The organism is Methylosinus sp. is20ea (assembly GCF_059718135.1).
In genome coordinates this window covers 1,726,055-1,745,557 of the sequence record NZ_AP046088.1, presented here as the reverse complement: position 1 = coordinate 1,745,557, position 19,503 = coordinate 1,726,055, and the positions used below count along the sequence as shown (strand labels likewise).

Below are 19,503 nucleotides of genomic sequence, written 5' to 3'. Positions count from 1 at the left end.
AGCGTAAACCAAGCGGAAGCCAAGCGTAAACAAGGAGCACGCAATGTCGAACAGCACCGCCGAGGCCATCGCCATTCCCGCGGATCGCCCGCCGATCGATCCCTATCCGCTGAGCCCCTATGTCGCCTGGGCGGGAAATCGCAATCGCGATCCCATTCTGCAGGTGTTCAAGGAGATTTTTCCCAAGAGCGGAAACGTGCTCGAGCTGGCGAGCGGCGCGGGCAACCACATCAATTATTTCGCGCCGCATTTTTCGGAGCTGTTTTTCCAGCCCTCCGATTATGATGCGGATGTCTTCGAGACGATCAAGCAAAAGCGCGCGGAAGCCGGCAACGCCAATGTCGCCGATCCGCTGAAGATCGATCTCACGAGATCGGAGAGCTGGCCCGACGCGAAGGATCGCCTCTATGACGTGATCTTCGTCGTCAATCTGTTCCAGGTCGCGCCGGTCGCCATCGCCAACGGCATTGCGCAGCTCGCCGCGCGCGTGCTGGCGAAGGATGGATTCGTCGCGATCTACGGTCCGTTCAAGGTGGAAGGCGGCTATACGACCGCCTCCAACGAAGCCTTCGACAAAGAGATTCTCGCCGCCAAGGTCTCCGAATGGGGATTGAAGGATGTGAAGGATCTCGAGAAGGCGGCGGCGCCGCATGGAATCGCGCTGAAGAAGATCCTCGATCTTCCCGCCAATAATTTCATCCTGGTCTTCGGACGGGCCTGAATCTCAGGCGCCGACGAGGCGCGAGGACCAGTCCTCCACGGCGCCGCGCGCGAGACGGCGCGCGGCGAGCTCGCGCCAGGAGGGCGCGAGCTCATGCAATTGCGCCATTTGCGCCAGCGCGTCGCGATCGAGCATGCGCAGATAGAGCAATTCATTGAGCCGCGACAATGGCCAGTCCGGCAGAGGCCGCTCGACGCGCGCGAGACTTTCGCCGGGCTCGGCGACGCCCTCGCGCAGCACGCGATAATACCAGCCGGTGCGCCCGCTCGTCTGCACGCGGCGCGCCATATCCGGCCGCGCGAAACGGGCGTTGAGCTTCCAGCAGGGCTGGCGCCCCTGGCTCACCTGCAGCAGCGCCGAACCGAAGGCGAAGACGTCGCCGATGCAGACGTCGCTCTCCGTGACGCCCAGCGTCGAGATATTCTCGCCGAAGACCGGCGGCGCGCTGAGCGCCTCGACCAGTTCCGGCCCCTCCTTCGCCCAGGCGTCGTAATGATCGCGCGGATAATGATGCAGCGCCTTTTCCGGGCCGCCGTGGTGACGCAGATCGCCCTGATGGTCGCCGGCGAGACCGTCGCGCAGAATGCGCCAAGGGGCAGGCGCCGCGATCTTGACGATGCCGCTCGGCGCGTCGCGCGGGCCGAGCGGGACGAGAGCGGGCGCCGCGAACATGGTGGTGATCGTCGGGGACATCATGACAATCTCGCTTAAAAAAGGCCTCGCGCGAGCAGGGCTCGGCGAGGCAGTTCGGAGTCGTCGAAGTGACATCGGTAGGCGGGGGGACGCCCCGCTTATTTCAGCGCAGCGAGATCCGCGCCGAAATTAATGTGATAGGCGCGCCCGTCGATAACGAAGGCGGGCACGGATTTGACGCCGGCGGCCTCGGCCTCTCCGAGCCGCGCCTTGTTCTCGCCGAGATGGACGATCTCGACATCGAAGACGTGCGGGTCGAGCGATTGCGCGAAGGCGGTCTCGGCATCCGCGCAAACCGGGCAACCCGCATGGTAGAATGTCGCTTTCTTCGCCATGGCCTTGGTCCTCCTCTCTCCTGCATTCGGCGCGCCGAAATCATGTGGCGAGCCGTTCTTCTGCGAGGCCGCCGACGGCTTCTGGCGGCGGCGCCATATGCCTTTGCGCCTCGAGAAACTGCGATACATCGGCCCCTCCGGCGGCTAAGGAGCGCGGCGCTCGAAGACGCGCCACGCCTCTTCGAGAAGCGGCGGCGGAGCCGCATCATGTTCCGGGCAATCCAGCCGCAAATGGCGGCCGCCGAAGGCCGCGTCGACGAGCGCGCAATGATGCGGAAGCTCCGCATCCTCATGCGCATAGGGCCGGAAATGGCGGCAGGTGACGCAGAGCCGCTGCGGCGGAATGGCTTTGGCCTGCTGCAAGGCGCGGATCGTCTTGATGACGAGCTCGAGCAGCGTCTGCTGCTCGGGCGGCGTCAAGCTCTCGAGCGCCCGCTCGGCGGAGGTCATGGCGAGGCCGATCGCGCGAACGACGTCGCAGCCGGCCAGGGTGACTCGAATGGCGACGGCGCGCTTGTCCTGCGCGTCGGTGAGCTTGACGACGAGACCCTTGCGCGCGAGCGCGGCGATGGAATCGGTGGCTGTCGGCTGGGTGACGCCCAGATGCTCGGCGACGGCGCGCAGACGCAGGCCCGTCTCGCCGCGTCCGGCGATGAAGGTGAGCGCGTGCAATTGCGTCGGCGTGAGGCCCGCCTCTTCCGCGACGCCCCATTCATCGGCGCGCATGGCGGCGGCGATGCGGTCGAGCCCCTCGCGCAAGCGGCGCGGCAGCGGAGTGGAGATGGCGTCGAAAAGCGTCATGGGTTTTTAATTAGGAATCCTATCTATATTTGTCAAGCGTCATGCGCGCTTGCGGTTCGCCATGCGCTTGCGCTAGGCCATCGGGGCCCTCGCCCACCGCAGGATCGCCCCCGATGCTCCGTCCCGCCGCCGCCTGTCTGCTCGCCCTCGCCGCCGCCCTGCCCGCGCACGCCGCGGACCTCAATGATTATCCGACCTCGGCGCGGGCGGATTATGTGTTCGGCTGCATGAAGGCCAATGGCGATTCGCGGCAAGCGTTGGAGCAATGCTCCTGCTCGATCGACATCGTCGCCACCATTCTTCCCTATGACCGCTATGTTTCGGCGGAGACCGTCGCCAGCATGGACCAGCAAGCCGGGCAGATCGGCTCCTTGTTCCGCAACTCGCGCCTCGCCAAAGAAGCGCTGGAGGAGCTGCGTCGCGCCCAGGCCGAGGCGCAGGTGCGGTGTTTCTGAAATAGCTCCGGAACGGGGCCTGCCTCACGCCCCCGAGAGCCGGGCCACGGCCCGCGCATGGCCGATCAGCGGCAATAGAAGCGACAGCTCCGGCCCATTCTCGGCGCCCGTCAGCGCCAGCCGCAGCGGATGGAACAGCGCCTTGCCCTTGCGGCCCGCGCCCGCCTTCACCGCGCTGGTCCAGGCCGACCATGTGGTCTCGTCCCAGGGCTCGGGCGGCAGCAGCGCCAGCGCCTCGGCCAAAAATCCCGCGTCCTCGCGGACGGGCGCGATCTCGCCCTCGACGACGCGCCACCAGTCCAGCACATCGGCGAAGCTCGTCAAATTCCCGCGCACGGCGCGCCAAAAGGGCTCGACCTTGAAGCCGACGATGTCATGCGCCTCGAGCCGCTCGCGGACGTCGTCGCAATCGAGAATCGCCAGAGTGCGATGGGTGAGCGGGCCGAGATCGGCGGGATCGAAACGCGCGGCGTTGCGCGAGAGATGCGCGAGATCGAAAGACGTCGCGAGATCGGCGAGCGAGCGCACCGCATGGACGCTGTCCGACGAGCCGGTCAGCACGGCGAGCGCGGCCACGGCCAGCGCCTCATAGCCCTCCTCGCGCAGCGAGGCGATGGCGAGCGAGCCCGTGCGCTTGGAGAGCGCCTCGCCGGTTCCGCCGACGAGCAGATTGTGATGGGCGAAGATGGGATAGGGCCGTTCCGGCGCCAGCGCCTGGAACAGGCGGATCTGCACCGCCGTATTGGTCACATGATCCTCGCCGCGAATCACATGCGTGACGCCGAGCTCTATGTCGTCGACGACCGAGGGCAGCGTGTAGAGAAAGCTGCCGTCCTCGCGCAGCAGCACGGGATCGGAGAGCGTGGCGCAATCGATCGCGCAATCGCCGCGCACGAGATCGCGCCAATCGACGACGCCCGCCGGCAGCCGGAAGCGCCAATGCGGCTTGCGTCCTTCCGCCTCGAGCCGCGCCCGATCCTCGGCCGAAAGCTTCAGCGCGGCGCGGTCATAGACCGGCGGCAGGCCGCGCGCCTGCTGCAATTTGCGGCGCTTCTCCAATTCCTCCGGCGTCTCGTAGCATGGGTAGAGCAGCCCCGCCGCCTGGAGCCGCGCAGACGCCGCCTCATAGAGCGCAACGCGCTGCGACTGGCGGACCACCATGTCCGGGCGCACGCCGAGCCAGGCGAGATCGACCTCGATCGCCTGCGCGAACTCCTCGCTCGAGCGGGCGAAATCGGTGTCATCGAATCGCAGCACGAATCTTCCATGGTGGGAGAGGGCGTATAGATAGTTCAGCAAAGCCGGGCGCGCATTGCCGATATGAATGCGGCCGGTCGGCGAAGGCGCGAAGCGAACGATCGGAGTGGTCATGAGCAAACTTCGGCAGGAGGAGAATGCGAGGGCCGCGCGACGCGACAAGATTCTCGCGCCGCCCCCCTTTTGCCAAGAGCTGAGCGAGTTGTCAGGCGGAATATCGGTCTGGCCCGCTCCGGGGCTGCGCAGCCGTCGCCGCTCGCCGGCGCAGGCCAAGGCCGTCGCCGCCGCCCGTCTCGAATCCCGCAAGTGACAGGCAGGGACCACGCATGATCATCGCCTATGTGTGCGCCGCCTTCTGCGCGACGCTGCTCACGCTCAACCTCGCCAGCATCGCCATCACCGCCTTCCGCTGCAAAGCCCGTCCCCGCACCCGGCCCGTCCCCGCCCATGCGCCGCCGGTCAGCATCGTGCGGCCTCTGCGCGGGCTCGAGACCTTCAGCGAGGAGACGCTCGGCTCGACCTTCGCGCTGAATTATCCGAGCTATGAGGTCCTCTTCTGCGTGCAATGCGCCAATGATCCGGTGATTCCGCTGGTCGAGCGGCTCATCGCGGCGCATCCGCAGGTTCCGGCGCGGCTGCTCGTCGGCGATGATTTCGTGAGCGTCAATCCCAAGCTCAACAATTGCGTGAAGGGCTGGGACGCCGCGCGCCATTCCTGGGTCGTGCTCGCCGACTCCAACGCGCTGCTGCCGCCGGACTATATCCAGACCATGCTCGCCGCCTTCCGCAAGGACACGGCGCTGTCCATCTCCATGCCGATCGGCTCGCGGCCCAAGGGCTTCTGGGCGGAGGTCGAATGCGGCTTCCTCAACACCTTCCAGGCGCGCTGGCAATATGGCGCGGAGGCCGTCGGCATCGGCTTCGCGCAGGGCAAGAATATGATGTGGCGCCGCGAGGTGCTGGAGCGCGCCGGCGGCATCAGAGCGCTCGGCGCCGAGATCGCCGAGGACGCCGCCTCCACTAAGATCATCCGCGCGCAGAAGATGAAGGTGCGGCTCGTCGACATGCCCTTCGAGCAGCCGCTCGGCCATCGCAGCGCGCTCGAGGTCTATTCGCGCCATGTGCGCTGGGCGCGGCTGCGCCGCGTGACCTTCCCGGCCTATTTCGCGCCGGAGTTCATGAATGGCAGCTTCATGCCCGTGGTGACGGGCGCCTATGCCGCGCATCTGCTCGACGCCAATGTGGCGCTCACCGCCGGCGCCATTCTGGCGTCGCTCTATGGCGCGGAATGTCTCCTGGCCCGCGTCGCCGGCTGGCGCCTGTCCTGGCGCAGCCCGCTGGCGCTGCTGACGCGCGACATTCTGCTGCCGGTAATGTTTGTCGACGCCTGCCTCTTCGATGATTTCGTCTGGCACGGCAACGCCATGACCGTGCGCGACCAGGAAGAGCAGACGACCGGCTGAACCATCCCCCACGACCCGCGAAGACGAAGGGGCGCCGCGAGGCGCCCCTTTTTCATTTCGCCGGCTCCTCCGGCGTCGCTATGTCGATCTTGCGAATGACGCGCTCCGGCTCCGGCCGCACGAGATCGATGGACAAGAGTCCGTTGACGAGATCGGCGCCCAGAACCTGCATCCCTTCCGCCAGCAGAAAGGCGCGCTGGAACTGCCGCGCGGCGATGCCGCGATGCAGGAACTGCCGCTCACGATCGTCCACCTGCTTGCCGCGAATGACGAGCTGGCTCTCCTCCAGCGAGATCTCGAGCTGGTCGCGCGTGAAGCCGGCGACGGCGAGCGTCAGCCGCAGCCGATCCGGGCAGGACTCCGAGCGCGGCAGCCTTTCTATATTATAGGGGGGATAGCCGTCGGAGCCCGAGCGGGTGACGCGGTCCAGCGCGCGTTCGATCTCGTCGAACCCCAAGAGGAAGGGGGAATTCAGCGTCGGCAGTCGTGCCATGTCGAAGCCCTCGCGGCGCTTCTCTCTTGCGAAGATTGCGAGGCCCGGCGTCGGCGCCTCGCGGCGTATATGGAGCCGAAGCTCAGCGCGATCAAGCGGGGCCGAAACGCGCCGAAAACTCTTCGCGGAACCGCCGAGCGCCGCCCTCGAGAGCGATCGGCGGCCCAGTCGAGGCTAGCCATGCGCGCCGATTTGTTGTATGCGCCCCACACGAGTTTTCACCCCGCCCCCGATGCGGGGAGTTGGAGATCGAGACAAATGGCCGTTCCGAAGCGAAAAACCTCCCCGATGAAGCGCGGGTTCCGCCGCTCCGCCGACGCGATCAAAGCGCCGACCTATGTCGAGGACAAGGATTCGGGCGAGCTGCGCCGTCCGCATCACATCGACCTCAAGACCGGCATTTATCGCGGCCGGCAGGTGCTGAAGGTCAAGGCTCAGGAAGCCTGATCCATTCAGCCGGTGGGAATTTGCGAGCCCGACGCGCGAAAGCGCCGTCGGGCTCGCGGCGTTTCAATGCGCCTGCTATTCAGCGCGCCTGCTGCGCCTTGGCCAGCAGCGGCAGTAGAATCGCGCGCGGCGCCGCGCGTCCCGCCGCGACGAAGAATTTGTTGACGAGCCCCGGCACCACGACGCGCCGGCCGGAGAACAGCGCCTCATAGCCCTGCCGCGCGACCTCCTCGGCCGGCAACAGCGCGGGCTTCACCGCTTTCATCTCGCCCTTGTAGTCGAAGCCGGCGCGCGCCTGGAAACCGGTCTGCACCGGGCCGGGGCAGAGCGCAGTGACGCGCACGCCATGCGGCTTCAGCTCCTCGGCCAGAGCCTCGCTGAAGGAGCGGACATAGGCCTTGCTGGCGTAATAGACGGCGAAGCCCGGCCCCGGCATGAAGGAGGCGACGGAGGCGACATTCAATATGCCGCCGCGCGCCTCTATGACCGAGGGCAGAAAGCGCAGGGTCAGCGCCGTCAGCACGCGGATATTGAGATCGACGATCGACAATTGCTCGGCGGCGTCCAGCTCGGCGACCCGGCCGACGAGGCCGAAGCCCGCATTGTTGACGAGAATGTCCGGCTTGCGCCCGGCCGCGCTCAGCGTCTCGGCCAGACTCTCGCAGGCGCCCGACTCGCAGAGGTCGAGGTCGACGACCAGCGGCCGTTCGGGAGCGCCCGCGGCCTCGATCTCGCCGGCCAGCGCCTCCAGCCGCTCGCGGCGGCGGGCAACCAAGGTCACATGATGGCCCTTGCGGGCGAAGAGCTTGGCCAGCTCGAGGCCGATGCCGTCCGAGGCTCCGGTGACGATTGTGGTGGTCGCGGCGTCGCTCATGGCTCTAGCCTCCCCAGGGTCCGGGCCGGACCGGCTTGCCCACGTCCTTCGCGGCCTGACGCAGCGCGACGCGATCGCGCGTCGAGACGCCGAGCAGCTCGGCGACGCGCCAGATCACATTCTCCTCGAACTCATGCACCTCGCCGTCGGCATAGGCCATTTCCCACAACATGCCGATGACGGCGCGGCGTCCGTCCTCGTCGAGCAGCCGCTTCAGCACTTGGGTGAAGCGATAGAGGTCGACGGCCTCGCGCTCGCTGTCGGCCGCGGCCTCGATGAGCGCGCGGGCGGCGGCGTGATCGAGGCCGAAACGGCTCTCCACCAGCTTTTGCAGCAATGCGCGCTCGCCGGCGTCGAACTCCCCGTCGATGGAAGCGAGATGCACCAGCAGCGCGACGGCGGCCAGACGATAATCGGCCGCCTCGAGCGGCCGCGGCCGCCCGGCGCCGGAGACTTCGTCGAGAAAAGCGCGGAGGGCGTCGAGCATGGAAGGCGCGGCCTCGAGGTCAGGGGACGTCCCAAGCTCTATATGGCGGCCGGCGCGCGAAGCATAGCCCGCGACTGCGCCCTCTTTGTGCGCCGCCGGGCGCCGCGGACTCGCCGCGACGACAGGAACTGCGCAATTGGCGATTGACAATGCTTTGAATTCTCTTTACCTACGTTGTTGCTGCAATGCAGCGTGACTCGTTCCGGCCGCGTGGATCGCTTCCCACAGGGGATCGGAGCCGTAGAGCGGGTCCTCTTCACGACGACGGCCCGATACGCGGGGCAGGTCTCCCATCCATCGCTGCATGGCCACGCGCGGGAGCCGTTTTCGCGCGCATGCCGCCCATTTCGAAAGTTACGCAGTGACCAATTTCGCAGATCTCGGCTTCGCCGAGGTCATTCTGCGCGCGCTCGCGCAGGAAGATTATGTGACGCCCACGCCCATTCAGGCCCAGGCGATTCCCGCGCTTCTCCAAGGCCGAGACCTGCTCGGCATCGCCCAGACGGGCACCGGCAAGACCGCCGCATTCGCACTGCCGATCCTGCAACGGCTGCTCGACGAGCGCCGCCGTCCGGCCCCCAACACGACGCGCGCGCTGGTGCTCGCGCCGACGCGCGAGCTCGCCGCGCAAATCGCCGAAAGCTTCCGCGCCTATGGGCGCTTCGCCCGCATGAACATCGGCGTCATCGTCGGCGGCGTCGCCCATGGCCCGCAGATCCGAATGCTCGCCGGCGGGCTCGACGTGCTCGTCGCGACGCCCGGCCGCCTGCTCGATCATGTCGCCGCCGGCCATATGCGGCTCGAGTCGACGCGGACGATCGTGCTGGACGAAGCCGACCATATGCTCGATCTCGGCTTTGTCGTTCCGATTCGCAAGATCGTCTCGCGTCTCCCCAAGGAGCGGCAGAATCTCTTCTTCTCGGCGACCATGCCGAAGGAGATCGCCTCGCTCGCCGACGACATGCTGCGCGATCCCGTCACCGTGCGCGTGACGCCGGAGGCGACAACGGCCGAGCGCGTCGCGCAAAGGGTGATCCTCGTCGACGGGGCCGCCAAGCGCGACGTTCTGCTCGAGCTCTTTTCCGATCCGAGCTTCTCGCGCGCCATCGTCTTCACGCGCACGAAGCGCGGCGCCGATCGCGTCGCGCAGCATCTCGCGGTGAACGCCGTCGGGGCCTCGGCGATTCATGGCAATAAGAGCCAGAATCAGCGCCAACGCGCGCTCGAGGACTTCCGCGCCGGGCGCACGCGCGCGCTGGTGGCGACCGATATCGCCGCGCGCGGCATCGATATAGACGGCGTCAGCCATGTGGTGAATTTCGAGCTGCCGGAAACGCCCGAGGCCTATGTTCATCGCATCGGCCGCACCGCGCGCGCCGGCGCTGCGGGCGCCGCCGTCTCGCTCTGCGACAATAGCGAGAAGCCGCTGCTCAAGCAGATCGAGCGCGTGACCCGCCAGACGCTGGCTGTCGTCGACCGCCGTAGCGCCGGGGGCGCCGCCGCCGAGAGCGATTCGCCGCGCCGTCCGCATGAGCACAGGCGCACGCATCAGGAGCCGGGCCGCGCCGCGCGTCATCCGGGCAAGCCGGGCGAGCATGCGCGCCCGCCGCAGCAGCAGCAGCGCCGCTCCGGCAAGCCGGGCGGACGTCGGCCGGATCATTCCGCGCCGCGCTCGCTCGCCTCCGAGTAAGCAAATCTCCGAGTAAGCAAATCCTGCGACTCTCCGCTTTATTCTCGTGAAGCTCTTCGTGTCTTAGTGGTTCCTTCACCACGAAGACACGAAACTCACGCAGTCGAAGCGGGGAGCCGACAATGGTCTTCGATCTCGTCATCGTCGGCGGCGGCGTCAATGGCTGCGCCATAGCGCGCGACGCCGCCGGGCGGGGCCTCCGCGTCCTTCTGCTCGAGCAGAAGGATCTTGCCGCCGCCACCTCCTCCGCCTCGACCAAGCTCGTCCATGGCGGCCTGCGCTATCTCGAGCACTGTGAATTCCGCCTCGTGCATGAGGCGCTGGCCGAGCGCGAGCTGCTGCTCGCCGCCGCGCCGCATATCATTCATCCGCTGCAATTCATCCTGCCGCATGAGCGCTCGATCCGCCCCGCCTGGCTGGTGCGGCTCGGGCTCTTTCTCTACGACCATCTCGCACGGCGCGAGCGCATCCCCGGCTCGGCGACGGTCCTGCTCGACGGAACGCCTTTCGGCGCGCCGCTCACGGCCGATCATCGCCTCGGCTTCTCCTATTATGATTGTCGGGTCGATGATTCGCGGCTCGTCGCGCTGGAGGCGATCGACGCTTTCGAACGCGGCGCCGATATTCGCGTCGGCGCGAAGCTCGTCGGCGCGCGGCGGGACGGCGCGCAATGGATCGCCAGCGTCGCCGACGCCGATGGAAGGCTGGAAGAGATCCGCGCCCGCGTGCTGGTCAACGCCTCCGGGCCCTGGGTCTCGGAGACGCTGGGGCAGCGCCTCGGCCTCAGCTCGCGCAAGCATGTGCGGCTGGTCAAAGGCTCGCATATCGTCACGCGCAGGCTCTATGAGGGCGCGCAGGCCTATATGCTGCAGCGTCCGGACAAGCGCATCATCTTCGCCATTCCCTTCGAAGAGGATTTCACCCTCGTCGGCACGACCGACATTCCCTTCCCCGGCGCGCCTGGGCCCGTCGCGATCAGCGCGGAGGAGACCGATTATCTGCTCGCGGCGATCGATCATTTCTTCCGCCGGAAGATCGCGCGCAGCGATGTCGTCTGGAGCTATTCGGGCCTGCGCCCGCTCTTTGACGACGGCTCGCTCGAGGCCTCCGTCGTCACGCGCCACTATGCTTTCGATCTCGACGTCGAGGGCGGCGCCGCGCCGGCGCTGTCGATCTTCGGCGGCAAGATCACCACCGCGCGGCGCCTCGCCGAACATGCGCTGGATACGCTCGCGCCTTTCTTTCCGCATATGCGCGCGGCCTGGACCGGCGGCGCCGTTCTGCCGGGCGGCGACCTCGGCCCCGGCGGCTTCGACGCCTTTCTCGCCGATGTGATTCGCGCCAAGCCTTTTCTCGAGCCCCGCCTCGCGCGCCGGCTGGCGGGCGCCTATGGGACGCGGCTCTGGCGCTTTCTCGAGCCGGCGAAATCTCTCGCCGATCTCGGCGCCGAGATCGGCTGCGGCCTGACCGAGGCGGAGCTCGATTATCTCCGCGCGCAGGAATGGGCGCGCACGGCGGAGGACGTGCTGTGGCGGCGCTCCAAGCTCGGCCTGCGCTTCGACGCCGCGCAGACGGAGGCGCTCGCGCGCGCCCTCATGCCGCGCGGCGCCGCGTGACGCCGGCACCACCGAGACACGAAAGACGAGCAAGGCGGAGACGATCATGACCAGATATGTCGGCGCGATCGATCAGGGCACGACGAGCTCTCGCTTCATCGTCTTCGATCACGAGGGAGAGATCGTCGCGCTCGACCAGCGCGCGCATGCGCAAATCTACCCGCGTCCCGGCTGGGTCGAGCATGACGCGACAGAAATCTGGCGCAACACGCGCGACGTCATCGCCGGCGCGCTGGCGAAGGCGGGGCTTTCTCCCGCCGATCTAACCTGCGTCGGTATCGCCAATCAGCGTGAGACGACGCTGCTCTGGGACCGCCGGACAGGCGCGCCGCTGCACAACGCGATCGTCTGGATGGACACGCGCACCGATGCGCTGGTCGCGCGCTTTTCCGCGCAGGGCGGCAAGGATCGATTGCGCGCCAAGACGGGCCTGCCGCTCTCCACCTATTTCTCGAGCCTGAAGCTCGTCTGGCTGCTCGAGAACATTCCCGGCGCGCGCGCGAAGGCGGCGGCCGGCGAGGCGCTGTTCGGCACGATGGATTCATGGATCGCCTGGAATCTCTCCGGCCGCCATTTCACCGACGCGACCAACGCCGCGCGCACGCAGCTGATGAATCTCGCGACGCTGCAATGGGACGAGGAGCTGCTCGCGCTCTTCGATATTCCACGCGCCTGCCTGCCGGAGATTTGCTCGTCGAGCGAGATCTATTGTTCCTGCCGCGCGCCGCTCGAAGGCGTCGCTCTCGCGGGCGCGCTCGGCGATCAGCATGCGGCGCTGATCGGCCAGGCCTGCTTTTCTCCCGGCGACGCGAAAAACACCTATGGCACAGGCTGCTTTCTGTTGATGAACATCGGCGAGACGCCGCGTCTCTCCACCAAGGGCCTGCTCACGACGCTCGCCTATAAGCTCGGCGACGCAAAGCCCGTCTATGCGCTCGAGGGCTCTGTCGCCATCGCCGGCGCGCTGGTGCAATGGCTGCGCGACAATCTCGGACTCATCGAGAAGAGCGCGGACATAGAACAGCTCGCGGCCAGCGTTCCCGACAATGGCGACGTCTATTTCGCGCCCGCATTCTCGGGACTCTATGCGCCCTATTGGCGCGAGAGCGCGCGCGGGGTGATCGCCGGGCTCACGCGCTTCTCGACGAAAGCGCATATCGCGCGCGCCGCGCTGGAGGCTGTCGCCTTTCAAACGCTCGACGTCGTCGCGGCGATGGCGGCCGATTCCGGCGTCGCGCTCGAGGAGCTGCGCGTCGACGGCGGCATGGCGGTGAATGAGCTGCTGATGCAGTTCCAGGCGGATATTCTCGCGGCGCCGGTGGTGCGGCCGCGCTGCATTGAGACGACGGCTCTCGGCGCCGCTTATGCCGCGGGACTCGCCACGGGCTTCTGGAGCGGCGCGCAGGAGATCGCCGCGCATTGGCGCGCCGAGAAGCGATGGAGCCCGGCGATGTCGCAGGAGGAACGCGAGCGCCGCATCGCCAAATGGGCGAAGGCGGTGACGCGCTCGCTCGATTGGACGGAGTGACGCGCGCGATTTTCTGTTCGGGAGCGAATTCTGATCGATCGAACGATTCCGTTCGATCGGAAAGCGCTCTAGAATTTTGCGAGCACCGGAATCGTCGGCGCCTTGCCCTCGAAGGGATAGTAACGGAAGCTGGTGAAGACCATGCTGTCGCGCGCCTGCGGCGCGCCGCCGATGCCGGAAAAGCCGTCCTTGATCGTGTAGGAATATTGCACGCCGCCGCGCACCTTGCCGAATTGCCCTTCGTAAAAAGTGTGCCAGAAGCCGCCGGTGACCTGTCGAACGTCTTTGATGATTCCGGCGCAAGAGAAGGCTCCGCCGAGCGGAATATTGGCCGCCGTGCCGCCGGGCAGGAAAACCGGCTGCCCGGCCGCGACCGCCAATAGCTGATCATTCTCTATGTTGCAGCCGAGATTGTTGAAATAAGGATTGGCGAAGCCGCCGAAAATCACATTTCCCGGTATGGCCGCATATTGCGGATTGCGGCTCGTGAACTCGCCGCCCGCATAGGCGTAGATGTCCAAGTCGGGCCTCGGATGCAGCACGCCGCCGATGAGAATCATGCGTTCGTTGATCGGCAACGGGCCGCCGTCGTAGATCGACCATGTGGCGTCCGCGAGCTGCCCGGCGCCGTAGCGGCCGATGCCGTGACCAGCCGCGCCGGAGACCTGGAAGTCGAGCAAGTCGGGAACGACCGGCACGAAGACGCCGCCCCCGAATCCGCCCCCCCAGGCGCTGCGATTGCCCCAATAGGCGCGTGTGGTGAAATTTCGCATCAGGCCGAAACCCTCCACATGCACGATGCGGTCGCCGAGTTTGGCGTCCCATGCGGCCTTGCCGATGAGATCGGGAGCGCGATTGAGCGAATAGCTGTTCACGACGTTGAAGAGTCCGCCGCCCGCAGCTTGTCCGAACAGGATCGGATTTTGCAACGGCAGCGCGGTCGTGCCGAAGACTCCCGGCGGCAGGGAGCCATAGCCGGCGAATGTCGTCGCGGCGCCCTCGGCCGCCAGCGACAGCCAGAGCTCCTTGTTGAAATCCACGGTGAGGCGCATGCCCGGCTGCCGCGCCCAAGTGTAGCCGGGGACATATTGCGCATCGATGGTCAACGGCTGAACCGTCGTGTCGGGCTTGATGCCGATCCTGTTCAACGTCACGAGCGACCAGGCCTGTCCCGCCATGAAATGCGCGCCGAACGACTCCCAATCGATATTCGCATACATCTGTCGCAAGCGCAGATTATAGGAATTGCTCTCGTTCGAATTGGCGGTCTGCGCCGCGCCGAGAAAATCGGTTTCGACATAGCCGGTGATCTTGGTGAGAGGATCGATGTCGCCCTTCACCAGCATCGACAAGCGGCTCTGTCGCGCGCTGAAGCGGAACTCGCTCGAATGCGCGGTCGCGAAGAAATTATAGGGAATATTCTGAAACGGCGTGTTGACGTCCGCGCCGATCCAACGGCTGCGCCAGACGCTTTCGAGCGCGATGAAGCCGCCGGGCGTGATCGTGATCCCTCGAAAACGAAAATTGTCGGGCCCTTTCTTTTCGGCCTCCTCCTTCTTCTCTTTTTCTTTCTGCTTCTCCTCCTTCTCTTTTTTCTTATCGGCTTGCGCGGTCTTCTGGGTCTTGTCGAGCCGGGCCTCTAGCTTGTGCAAGCGCTCGACGAGCGCGCGAACCTCGGCGCGCAACTCCTCTTCGCTGGCGCGAGCCCAGTTCGTCGAATCGGCGAAGAACGCGATCGCGAGCGAGCCGCGCACGAGCGCCGCCCGACATTGAGGATGGAAAAGTATCATTTGCGCCGATCCCTCTGGACGGCGCCGCGCCGATGAATAGGGCGAACCGGCGAGCATCGCCGAGACGGCCCGCAGGAAGCAGCCGAAACGCTGTGCGGCGCGACGCCATGATCACTGTCGAAAACGAAGAGGTGATAAAATCGCACGCGACGCGAATGCGCGCGGTCAATGCCGGCGCGCGGCCGATTCGCTCGGCGTCGTGATGCTACGTGCAGGCTATGACGAATCGACGACCGAGGGAATGGCTGCGCGGACTCGCGTTGCGCCGCATACCGACGTTCCCGCGCGCGACATGCGCTAAAGGCGACGCGAGCGTCGCCTGCGCAGCGCGATCTGGAAAGCATCGCGAATCGAATGCGTCGTCGAATCGTGCGCGGCGAAGCCATGCGCGACGAATCGATGCGCGAGCGTCGCTTTTTCGGGCGACCGCCCGCGCTCGCGGCGGCGCGATCGGCGCGCTCTGCGCCGCACGGCCGCGGACGCCCCGGCAACATCTTGCTTTTTATCGAAATTTTCGACGCTTTACGGCTGCCGCGCGAGCGAAGGCTTCGCTGGTGTTTCCGCGGCGATTCGTCCCTGTCACGGCGGTAGGTGATTTGTGTCGCGATTATGTATATAAGGCGACACGAAGCGGAACGTCGGCCCTGTTTCGGCCGGCGTCATGCGAATGGCCGAGGCCAGCCACATTTCGGCCGCCAACGCGCTCGAACGTGGCGGCCGAACGGCGATGTTCCGAAAGCGGCGCGGTCAGACGAGCCGCCGATAACGACGAGTCGCAGCGTGGGCGCAAGACAAGCTCACGCCTCTCGATTCGAACATCGAGCCCGACATCGGACGTAACAGTAAAGGTTGAAGATGCCGACAATCGCTCTCGTCGACGACGACCGCAATATTCTGACCTCCGTCTCGATCGCTCTGGAAGGCGAGGGCTACCGCGTTCAGACCTATACCGATGGCGCTGCTGCGCTCGACGGTCTGCGCGCCAATCCGCCGGACCTCGCCATTTTCGACATAAAGATGCCGCGCATGGACGGGATGGAGCTGCTGCGCCGCCTGCGGCAGAAATCCGACCTTCCGGTGATCTTCCTCACCTCCAAGGACGAGGAGATCGACGAATTGTTCGGCCTCAAAATGGGCGCCGACGATTTCATCCATAAGCCCTTCTCGCAGCGCCTGCTGGTGGAGCGCGTGAAGGCGATCCTGCGCCGCGCCAATCCCAAGGAGGCCGCCGCGCAGAAGGAGTCCGAGGCCAAGGTGCTGGAGCGCGGCGCGCTGGTCATGGACCCGGAGCGCCACACCTGCACCTGGCGCGGCGATCCGGTCGTGCTCACGGTCACGGAATTCCTCATCCTGCAAGCGCTGGCGCAGCGCCCCGGCGTGGTGAAGAGCCGCAATGCGCTGATGGACGCCGCCTATGACGATCAGGTCTATGTCGACGATCGCACCATCGACAGCCACATCAAGCGGCTGCGCAAAAAATTCAAGGTCGTCGACAATGAGTTCGAGATGATCGAAACTCTGTATGGCGTCGGCTATCGATTCAAGGAAGCGCAATAACGATCCCGCTCATGACCGTCACGACAGAAAACGACCATGGCGTCGTCGAGACGCAGGCGCGGCAAAAGCGCATCGGCCGCGCCGCGTCGGTTCGCTTCGCGCGTCTCGCGCGCGCCATTCAGTCGCGTCTGTCGTCGTCGCTCACCCGGCGCATCGTCGTCCTCAATCTGGGCGGCCTCGTGGCGCTGCTCGGCGGCTTCCTCTATCTCAACCAGTTCCGCGAAGGCCTGATCGACGCGCGCGTGCAGAGCCTGCAGACGCAGGGCGAGATCATCGCCGCGGCGATCGCCGCCTCCGCCACCGTCGACACGGACGCCATCACCATCGATCCGGAGAAGCTGCTGCGGCTCGCGCCCGGCGAGAGCTACAGCCTCGCCGAGGGCAGCCAGCCCTCGATGGAGTTCTCGCTCAATCCCGAGCGCATCGGCCCGCTGCTGCGCCGTCTCGTGTCGCCGACGCGCACGCGCGCGCGCATCTATGATCGCGACGGCTATCTCTTGCTCGATTCGCGCTCCGTCACCGGCCGCTCCAATATTCTGCGCTTCGAGCTCGGACCGGCCGGCGGCGCGGCCGAGTCGACCGGCTATCTCGAGCGCGGGATCGATGCGCTGCGGCGCTGGACGCGGCGGCCGGAGCTGCCGCTCTATGAGGATATCGGCGCCGGCAATGGCAAAGCCTATCCGGAGGTGGCCGCCGCGCTCACCGGCGGCGCGCTCTCCGTGGTGCGCGCCAACGCCAAGGGCGAGACCATCATCTCGGTCGCCGTGCCGGTGCAGCGCTTCCGCTCCGTGCGCGGCGCGCTGCTACTGTCGACGCTCGGCGGCGACATAGACGCCATTCTCGCGCAGGAGCGCTGGGGCATCATCCGCATCTTCCTGGTCTCGGCCGGCGTCATGCTGCTGTTGTCGCTGTTCTTCGCCGGCACCATCGCCGAGCCCATGCGCCGTCTCGCCGAGGCGGCCGATCGCGTGCGCCGCGGCGTCAAATCGCGCCAGGAGATTCCGGATTTCTCGCAGCGCCAGGACGAGATCGGCCATCTCTCCGGCGCGCTGCGCGACATGACGCGCGCGCTCTACAATCGCATAGAGGCGATCGAGCATTTCGCCGCCGATGTCGCGCATGAGCTCAAGAATCCGCTGACCTCGCTGCGCAGCGCGGTGGAGACTCTGCCCATCGTCAAGGACGACAACGCCCGCTCGCGCCTGCTCACCATCATCAAGCATGATGTCGGCCGGCTCGATCGGCTCATCAGCGACATTTCCGACGCCTCGCGTCTCGACGCCGAGCTCGCGCGCGCGGATATGGAGATCGTCGACGTCGCCGGCGTGCTGAAGACGGTCGTCGGCATGGCGCATGACCTCGACCGCGGCGACGGCGTCGCGATCACGCTCGACATTCAGCCGGCCGATCCGCGGCGGCGCTGGCGCATTCTCGGCCATGATTCGCGCCTCGCGCAGGTGTTCGACAATCTCATCGACAACGCCCGCTCCTTCTCCTCGCCGGGCGGCGGCGTGCGCGTCTATCTGCGGCCGGAGCAGGCGATCGGGCCGGGCGGCGCGCCGATCGACGGCTATGAGATCATCGTCGACGACGATGGTCCGGGCATTCCCGCCCATGCTTTCGAGCGTGTCTTCGAGCGTTTCTACACGGATCGGCCGGAGCAGGGCTTCGGCCAGAATTCCGGGCTCGGCCTGTCGATCTCACGGCAGATCGTGGAGGCGCACAATGGCCGCATCCGCGCGATGAACCGCACGCGCGCCGAGCCGGAGGGAACCGACGAGATCGCGCCGGACGACGCCGTGCTGGGCGCGCGCTTCGTGCTCTGGCTTCCGGCGGCGCGATGAGCGGCGCATCCAGCCCGCGCCAAGTCAACGGCCAGGACGGCGGCCAGGACGACGGCCATGACCAAGACTGCGACGAAGACCGCGTCATGATTCACGCCGATGCTCTGCTCCTGGGCTCGGCCGGCGTTCTGCTGCGCGGCCCCTCCGGCGCCGGCAAGAGCGGGCTTTGCCTCGAGCTGATCCATCTCGCGCAGGGGCGGGGCCTTTTCGCGCGTCTCATCGGCGATGATCGCGTCGAGCTCGTCCGCCGCCACGGCCGTCTGCTGGCGCGGCCGCATCCGGCCATCGCCGGCGCGATAGAGGAACGCGGCAGGGGCGTCCTTCCGGCGGAATTCGAGCCGGCGGGGGTGCTGCGCTGTCTCGTGGATCTGCGCGGGCCGCGCGATGACGCGCCGCATCGATATCCGATGGAGGGGGACGAAGAGGCGAAACTCTGCGGGGTGACGCTGCCGCGGCTCGCCGCGGACGCCCGGGAGGCCGGGGCGACAAGAAAGATTTTGTCGTTTATTCATCAGTTTGTGGCATTTTAACGAGGATAGGAGGTTTTCGCTTGCCAATTTCGCCGCAACGCACAAAATGGCGCCCGAAACGCTGCGAACGTCGGGGCGACATTCGCGTTAGTAAATTGGTGAGCCGCAATGCCGGTCTGCTTCGGTTCTCCGGTTTCGACGATCTCGTTCTCCTGCGAGACGGTCTTCATGAGCGGTAGCTGCGAATGATCGGAATGGTCCTGGTGACCCATGGCCACCTCGCCACGGAGTTTCGCGCGGCCCTCGAGCATGTGGTCGGCCCGCAGAAACAGCTCGTGTCGATCTCGATTGGCCCCGAGGACGATATGGAGCGGCGGCGCCGGGACATTATCGACGCCATCGCCGAGGCCGACAGCGGCGACGGCGTCGTCGTGCTGACCGACATGTTCGGCGGCACGCCGTCGAATCTGGCGATTTCCGTGATGAATGGCGGCAAGGTCGAGGTGCTGGCCGGCATCAACCTGCCCATGCTGATCAAGCTGGCCTCGGTGCGCGAGACCGCTCCGCTGGAGCAGGCGGTGTTGCAAGCCCAGGACGCCGGGCGCAAATATGTCTATATCGCCAGCCGAGTTCTCAACGCCAAATGACCGATCAGTCCGTTTCCGCCGCGACCGAGGGCGGCCGCATCATCCGCGACCTCGTCATCGTCAACCGCAAGGGCCTGCACGCGCGGGCGACCGCCAAATTCGTCCAGTGCTGCGAGGCCTATGAGGCCGAGATCACCGTGTCCAAATGCGGCGACACGGTCGGCGGCAGCTCGATCATGGGCATATTGACGCTGGGCGCGGCGCAGGGCTCGACGATCACCGTGACCGCCGCCGGCCCCCAGGCCGCCCAAGCGATAGAGGCTCTGGCGGCGCTGGTCGGCAATCGCTTCGGCGAGGACGAGTAGCGGAAGGCCCCTCCCTCACTCTCCCCGCTA

General features: G+C 66.4%; 21 protein-coding genes. 13 read left to right on the top strand and 8 right to left on the bottom strand.

Translation table 11 applies throughout. From position 1 onward, the window contains the following. Positions 1–43 precede the first annotated feature (43 nt). The gene (locus AC6IY7_RS07985) at positions 44–721 is read left to right on the top strand and encodes a DUF938 domain-containing protein (RefSeq protein ID WP_497782523.1); all 678 of its coding nucleotides are present in this window, start codon (positions 44–46) and stop codon (positions 719–721) included. A 3-nt stretch (positions 722–724) separates the two neighbouring features. On the opposite strand, the gene AC6IY7_RS07980 is transcribed toward AC6IY7_RS07985, so the two are convergent. The 3 genes from AC6IY7_RS07980 to AC6IY7_RS07970 all read right to left on the bottom strand — a co-directional run bounded on the left by AC6IY7_RS07980 (position 725) and on the right by AC6IY7_RS07970 (position 2,550). After that, positions 725–1,414, bottom strand: coding sequence for an MOSC domain-containing protein (locus AC6IY7_RS07980; protein WP_497782807.1), 690 nt, complete (start codon positions 1,412–1,414; stop codon positions 725–727). A 98-nt stretch (positions 1,415–1,512) separates the two neighbouring features. Continuing rightward, positions 1,513–1,749: a thioredoxin domain-containing protein gene (locus AC6IY7_RS07975; RefSeq protein WP_497782522.1), complete on the bottom strand. Its 237-nt coding sequence runs from the start codon at positions 1,747–1,749 to the stop codon at positions 1,513–1,515. Positions 1,750–1,893: 144 nt separating this feature from the next. Continuing rightward, positions 1,894–2,550 (bottom strand): MarR family winged helix-turn-helix transcriptional regulator, encoded by a 657-nt coding sequence (locus AC6IY7_RS07970; protein ID WP_497782521.1) that lies wholly within the window; start codon positions 2,548–2,550, stop codon positions 1,894–1,896. Positions 2,551–2,663: 113 nt separating this feature from the next. Between AC6IY7_RS07970 and AC6IY7_RS07965 the strand changes: the two genes are divergently transcribed. Then, the gene (locus AC6IY7_RS07965) at positions 2,664–3,005 is read left to right on the top strand and encodes a hypothetical protein (protein ID WP_497782520.1); all 342 of its coding nucleotides are present in this window, start codon (positions 2,664–2,666) and stop codon (positions 3,003–3,005) included. Positions 3,006–3,029: 24 nt separating this feature from the next. Here AC6IY7_RS07965 and AC6IY7_RS07960 read toward each other — a convergent pair whose 3' ends face one another. Next, positions 3,030–4,376, bottom strand: a complete 1,347-nt coding sequence (locus tag AC6IY7_RS07960) for a glutamate--tRNA ligase (protein ID WP_497782519.1) — start codon at positions 4,374–4,376, stop codon at positions 3,030–3,032. Between AC6IY7_RS07960 and AC6IY7_RS07955 the strand changes: the two genes are divergently transcribed. Together AC6IY7_RS07955 and AC6IY7_RS07950 are read left to right on the top strand one after the other, a co-directional pair. Beyond that, positions 4,375–4,572 carry a hypothetical protein gene (locus AC6IY7_RS07955; RefSeq protein WP_497782518.1) on the top strand — a complete coding sequence of 66 codons (198 nt, stop codon included), beginning with the start codon at positions 4,375–4,377 and terminating at the stop codon, positions 4,570–4,572. The genes AC6IY7_RS07960 and AC6IY7_RS07955 overlap by 2 nt on opposite strands. 16 nt (positions 4,573–4,588) lie before the next feature. Continuing rightward, positions 4,589–5,725: a ceramide glucosyltransferase gene (locus AC6IY7_RS07950; protein ID WP_497782517.1), complete on the top strand. Its 1,137-nt coding sequence runs from the start codon at positions 4,589–4,591 to the stop codon at positions 5,723–5,725. Positions 5,726–5,777: 52 nt separating this feature from the next. On the opposite strand, the gene AC6IY7_RS07945 is transcribed toward AC6IY7_RS07950, so the two are convergent. Next, positions 5,778–6,218 carry an Hsp20 family protein gene (locus AC6IY7_RS07945; RefSeq protein ID WP_497782516.1) on the bottom strand — a complete coding sequence of 147 codons (441 nt, stop codon included), beginning with the start codon at positions 6,216–6,218 and terminating at the stop codon, positions 5,778–5,780. A 258-nt stretch (positions 6,219–6,476) separates the two neighbouring features. On the opposite strand from AC6IY7_RS07945, the gene rpmF reads away from it, so the two are divergent. Next, a complete protein-coding gene (gene rpmF, locus AC6IY7_RS07940; RefSeq protein ID WP_024878183.1) occupies positions 6,477–6,665 on the top strand; it encodes a 50S ribosomal protein L32 in 189 nt (62 codons plus the stop codon). Between the two features lie 79 nt (positions 6,666–6,744). Here the strand turns inward: rpmF and AC6IY7_RS07935 are convergent, their stop codons facing one another. Together AC6IY7_RS07935 and AC6IY7_RS07930 are read right to left on the bottom strand one after the other, a co-directional pair. Then, positions 6,745–7,539 carry an SDR family NAD(P)-dependent oxidoreductase gene (locus AC6IY7_RS07935; protein ID WP_497782515.1) on the bottom strand — a complete coding sequence of 265 codons (795 nt, stop codon included), beginning with the start codon at positions 7,537–7,539 and terminating at the stop codon, positions 6,745–6,747. 4 nt (positions 7,540–7,543) lie between these two features. Continuing rightward, positions 7,544–8,026 carry a tellurite resistance TerB family protein gene (locus AC6IY7_RS07930; RefSeq protein WP_497782514.1) on the bottom strand — a complete coding sequence of 161 codons (483 nt, stop codon included), beginning with the start codon at positions 8,024–8,026 and terminating at the stop codon, positions 7,544–7,546. A gap of 361 nt (positions 8,027–8,387) precedes the next feature. Between AC6IY7_RS07930 and AC6IY7_RS07925 the strand changes: the two genes are divergently transcribed. The 3 genes from AC6IY7_RS07925 (at position 8,388) to glpK (ending at position 12,860) form a co-directional block, all read left to right on the top strand. Beyond that, on the top strand, positions 8,388–9,716 hold the full coding sequence (locus tag AC6IY7_RS07925) for a DEAD/DEAH box helicase (RefSeq protein WP_497782513.1): 1,329 nt from the start codon (positions 8,388–8,390) through the stop codon (positions 9,714–9,716). A gap of 122 nt (positions 9,717–9,838) precedes the next feature. Next, the gene (locus AC6IY7_RS07920) at positions 9,839–11,332 is read left to right on the top strand and encodes a glycerol-3-phosphate dehydrogenase (protein ID WP_497782512.1); all 1,494 of its coding nucleotides are present in this window, start codon (positions 9,839–9,841) and stop codon (positions 11,330–11,332) included. Between the two features lie 46 nt (positions 11,333–11,378). Next, entirely contained in the window at positions 11,379–12,860 is a 1,482-nt protein-coding gene (gene glpK, locus AC6IY7_RS07915) for a glycerol kinase GlpK (protein WP_497782511.1), read from the top strand. 68 nt (positions 12,861–12,928) lie between these two features. Here glpK and AC6IY7_RS07910 read toward each other — a convergent pair whose 3' ends face one another. Beyond that, positions 12,929–14,650, bottom strand: coding sequence for a hypothetical protein (locus AC6IY7_RS07910; protein ID WP_497782510.1), 1,722 nt, complete (start codon positions 14,648–14,650; stop codon positions 12,929–12,931). Positions 14,651–15,505: 855 nt separating this feature from the next. Between AC6IY7_RS07910 and AC6IY7_RS07905 the strand changes: the two genes are divergently transcribed. The 5 genes from AC6IY7_RS07905 (at position 15,506) to AC6IY7_RS07885 (ending at position 19,473) form a co-directional block, all read left to right on the top strand. Continuing rightward, the gene (locus tag AC6IY7_RS07905; RefSeq protein WP_159731728.1) at positions 15,506–16,207 is read left to right on the top strand and encodes a response regulator transcription factor; all 702 of its coding nucleotides are present in this window, start codon (positions 15,506–15,508) and stop codon (positions 16,205–16,207) included. Positions 16,208–16,218: 11 nt separating this feature from the next. After that, positions 16,219–18,051, top strand: a complete 1,833-nt coding sequence (locus tag AC6IY7_RS07900) for a sensor histidine kinase (protein WP_497782509.1) — start codon at positions 16,219–16,221, stop codon at positions 18,049–18,051. After that, on the top strand, positions 18,048–18,581 hold the full coding sequence (locus AC6IY7_RS07895) for an HPr kinase/phosphorylase (RefSeq protein WP_497782508.1): 534 nt from the start codon (positions 18,048–18,050) through the stop codon (positions 18,579–18,581). The genes AC6IY7_RS07900 and AC6IY7_RS07895 overlap by 4 nt, the downstream gene beginning before the upstream one ends. Positions 18,582–18,766: 185 nt before the next feature. Then, on the top strand, positions 18,767–19,168 hold the full coding sequence (locus AC6IY7_RS07890) for a PTS sugar transporter subunit IIA (protein WP_196408001.1): 402 nt from the start codon (positions 18,767–18,769) through the stop codon (positions 19,166–19,168). Further along, positions 19,165–19,473, top strand: a complete 309-nt coding sequence (locus tag AC6IY7_RS07885; RefSeq protein WP_497782507.1) for an HPr family phosphocarrier protein — start codon at positions 19,165–19,167, stop codon at positions 19,471–19,473. Before AC6IY7_RS07890 ends, AC6IY7_RS07885 begins: the two co-directional genes overlap by 4 nt. Positions 19,474–19,503: the final 30 nt, after the last annotated feature.

What these genes read in the sequence shown, in the direction of transcription:
- AC6IY7_RS07895 (WP_497782508.1), top strand. Translation starts at nt 18,048, where the DNA reads ATGAGCGGCGCATCCAGCCCGCGCCAAGTCAACGGCCAGGACGGCGGC.
- AC6IY7_RS07885 (WP_497782507.1), top strand. Translation starts at nt 19,165, where the DNA reads ATGACCGATCAGTCCGTTTCCGCCGCGACCGAGGGCGGCCGCATCATC.
- AC6IY7_RS07890 (WP_196408001.1), top strand. Translation starts at nt 18,767, where the DNA reads ATGATCGGAATGGTCCTGGTGACCCATGGCCACCTCGCCACGGAGTTT.
- AC6IY7_RS07965 (WP_497782520.1), top strand. Translation starts at nt 2,664, where the DNA reads ATGCTCCGTCCCGCCGCCGCCTGTCTGCTCGCCCTCGCCGCCGCCCTG.
- AC6IY7_RS07920 (WP_497782512.1), top strand. Translation starts at nt 9,839, where the DNA reads ATGGTCTTCGATCTCGTCATCGTCGGCGGCGGCGTCAATGGCTGCGCC.
- AC6IY7_RS07905 (WP_159731728.1), top strand. Translation starts at nt 15,506, where the DNA reads ATGCCGACAATCGCTCTCGTCGACGACGACCGCAATATTCTGACCTCC.
- AC6IY7_RS07935 (WP_497782515.1), bottom strand. Translation starts at nt 7,539, where the DNA reads ATGAGCGACGCCGCGACCACCACAATCGTCACCGGAGCCTCGGACGGC.
- AC6IY7_RS07955 (WP_497782518.1), top strand. Translation starts at nt 4,375, where the DNA reads ATGAGCAAACTTCGGCAGGAGGAGAATGCGAGGGCCGCGCGACGCGAC.
- AC6IY7_RS07980 (WP_497782807.1), bottom strand. Translation starts at nt 1,414, where the DNA reads ATGTCCCCGACGATCACCACCATGTTCGCGGCGCCCGCTCTCGTCCCG.
- AC6IY7_RS07930 (WP_497782514.1), bottom strand. Translation starts at nt 8,026, where the DNA reads ATGCTCGACGCCCTCCGCGCTTTTCTCGACGAAGTCTCCGGCGCCGGG.
- AC6IY7_RS07960 (WP_497782519.1), bottom strand. Translation starts at nt 4,376, where the DNA reads ATGACCACTCCGATCGTTCGCTTCGCGCCTTCGCCGACCGGCCGCATT.
- glpK (WP_497782511.1), top strand. Translation starts at nt 11,379, where the DNA reads ATGACCAGATATGTCGGCGCGATCGATCAGGGCACGACGAGCTCTCGC.
- AC6IY7_RS07910 (WP_497782510.1), bottom strand. Translation starts at nt 14,650, where the DNA reads ATGATACTTTTCCATCCTCAATGTCGGGCGGCGCTCGTGCGCGGCTCG.
- AC6IY7_RS07945 (WP_497782516.1), bottom strand. Translation starts at nt 6,218, where the DNA reads ATGGCACGACTGCCGACGCTGAATTCCCCCTTCCTCTTGGGGTTCGAC.
- AC6IY7_RS07975 (WP_497782522.1), bottom strand. Translation starts at nt 1,749, where the DNA reads ATGGCGAAGAAAGCGACATTCTACCATGCGGGTTGCCCGGTTTGCGCG.
- rpmF (WP_024878183.1), top strand. Translation starts at nt 6,477, where the DNA reads ATGGCCGTTCCGAAGCGAAAAACCTCCCCGATGAAGCGCGGGTTCCGC.
- AC6IY7_RS07985 (WP_497782523.1), top strand. Translation starts at nt 44, where the DNA reads ATGTCGAACAGCACCGCCGAGGCCATCGCCATTCCCGCGGATCGCCCG.
- AC6IY7_RS07950 (WP_497782517.1), top strand. Translation starts at nt 4,589, where the DNA reads ATGATCATCGCCTATGTGTGCGCCGCCTTCTGCGCGACGCTGCTCACG.
- AC6IY7_RS07970 (WP_497782521.1), bottom strand. Translation starts at nt 2,550, where the DNA reads ATGACGCTTTTCGACGCCATCTCCACTCCGCTGCCGCGCCGCTTGCGC.
- AC6IY7_RS07900 (WP_497782509.1), top strand. Translation starts at nt 16,219, where the DNA reads ATGACCGTCACGACAGAAAACGACCATGGCGTCGTCGAGACGCAGGCG.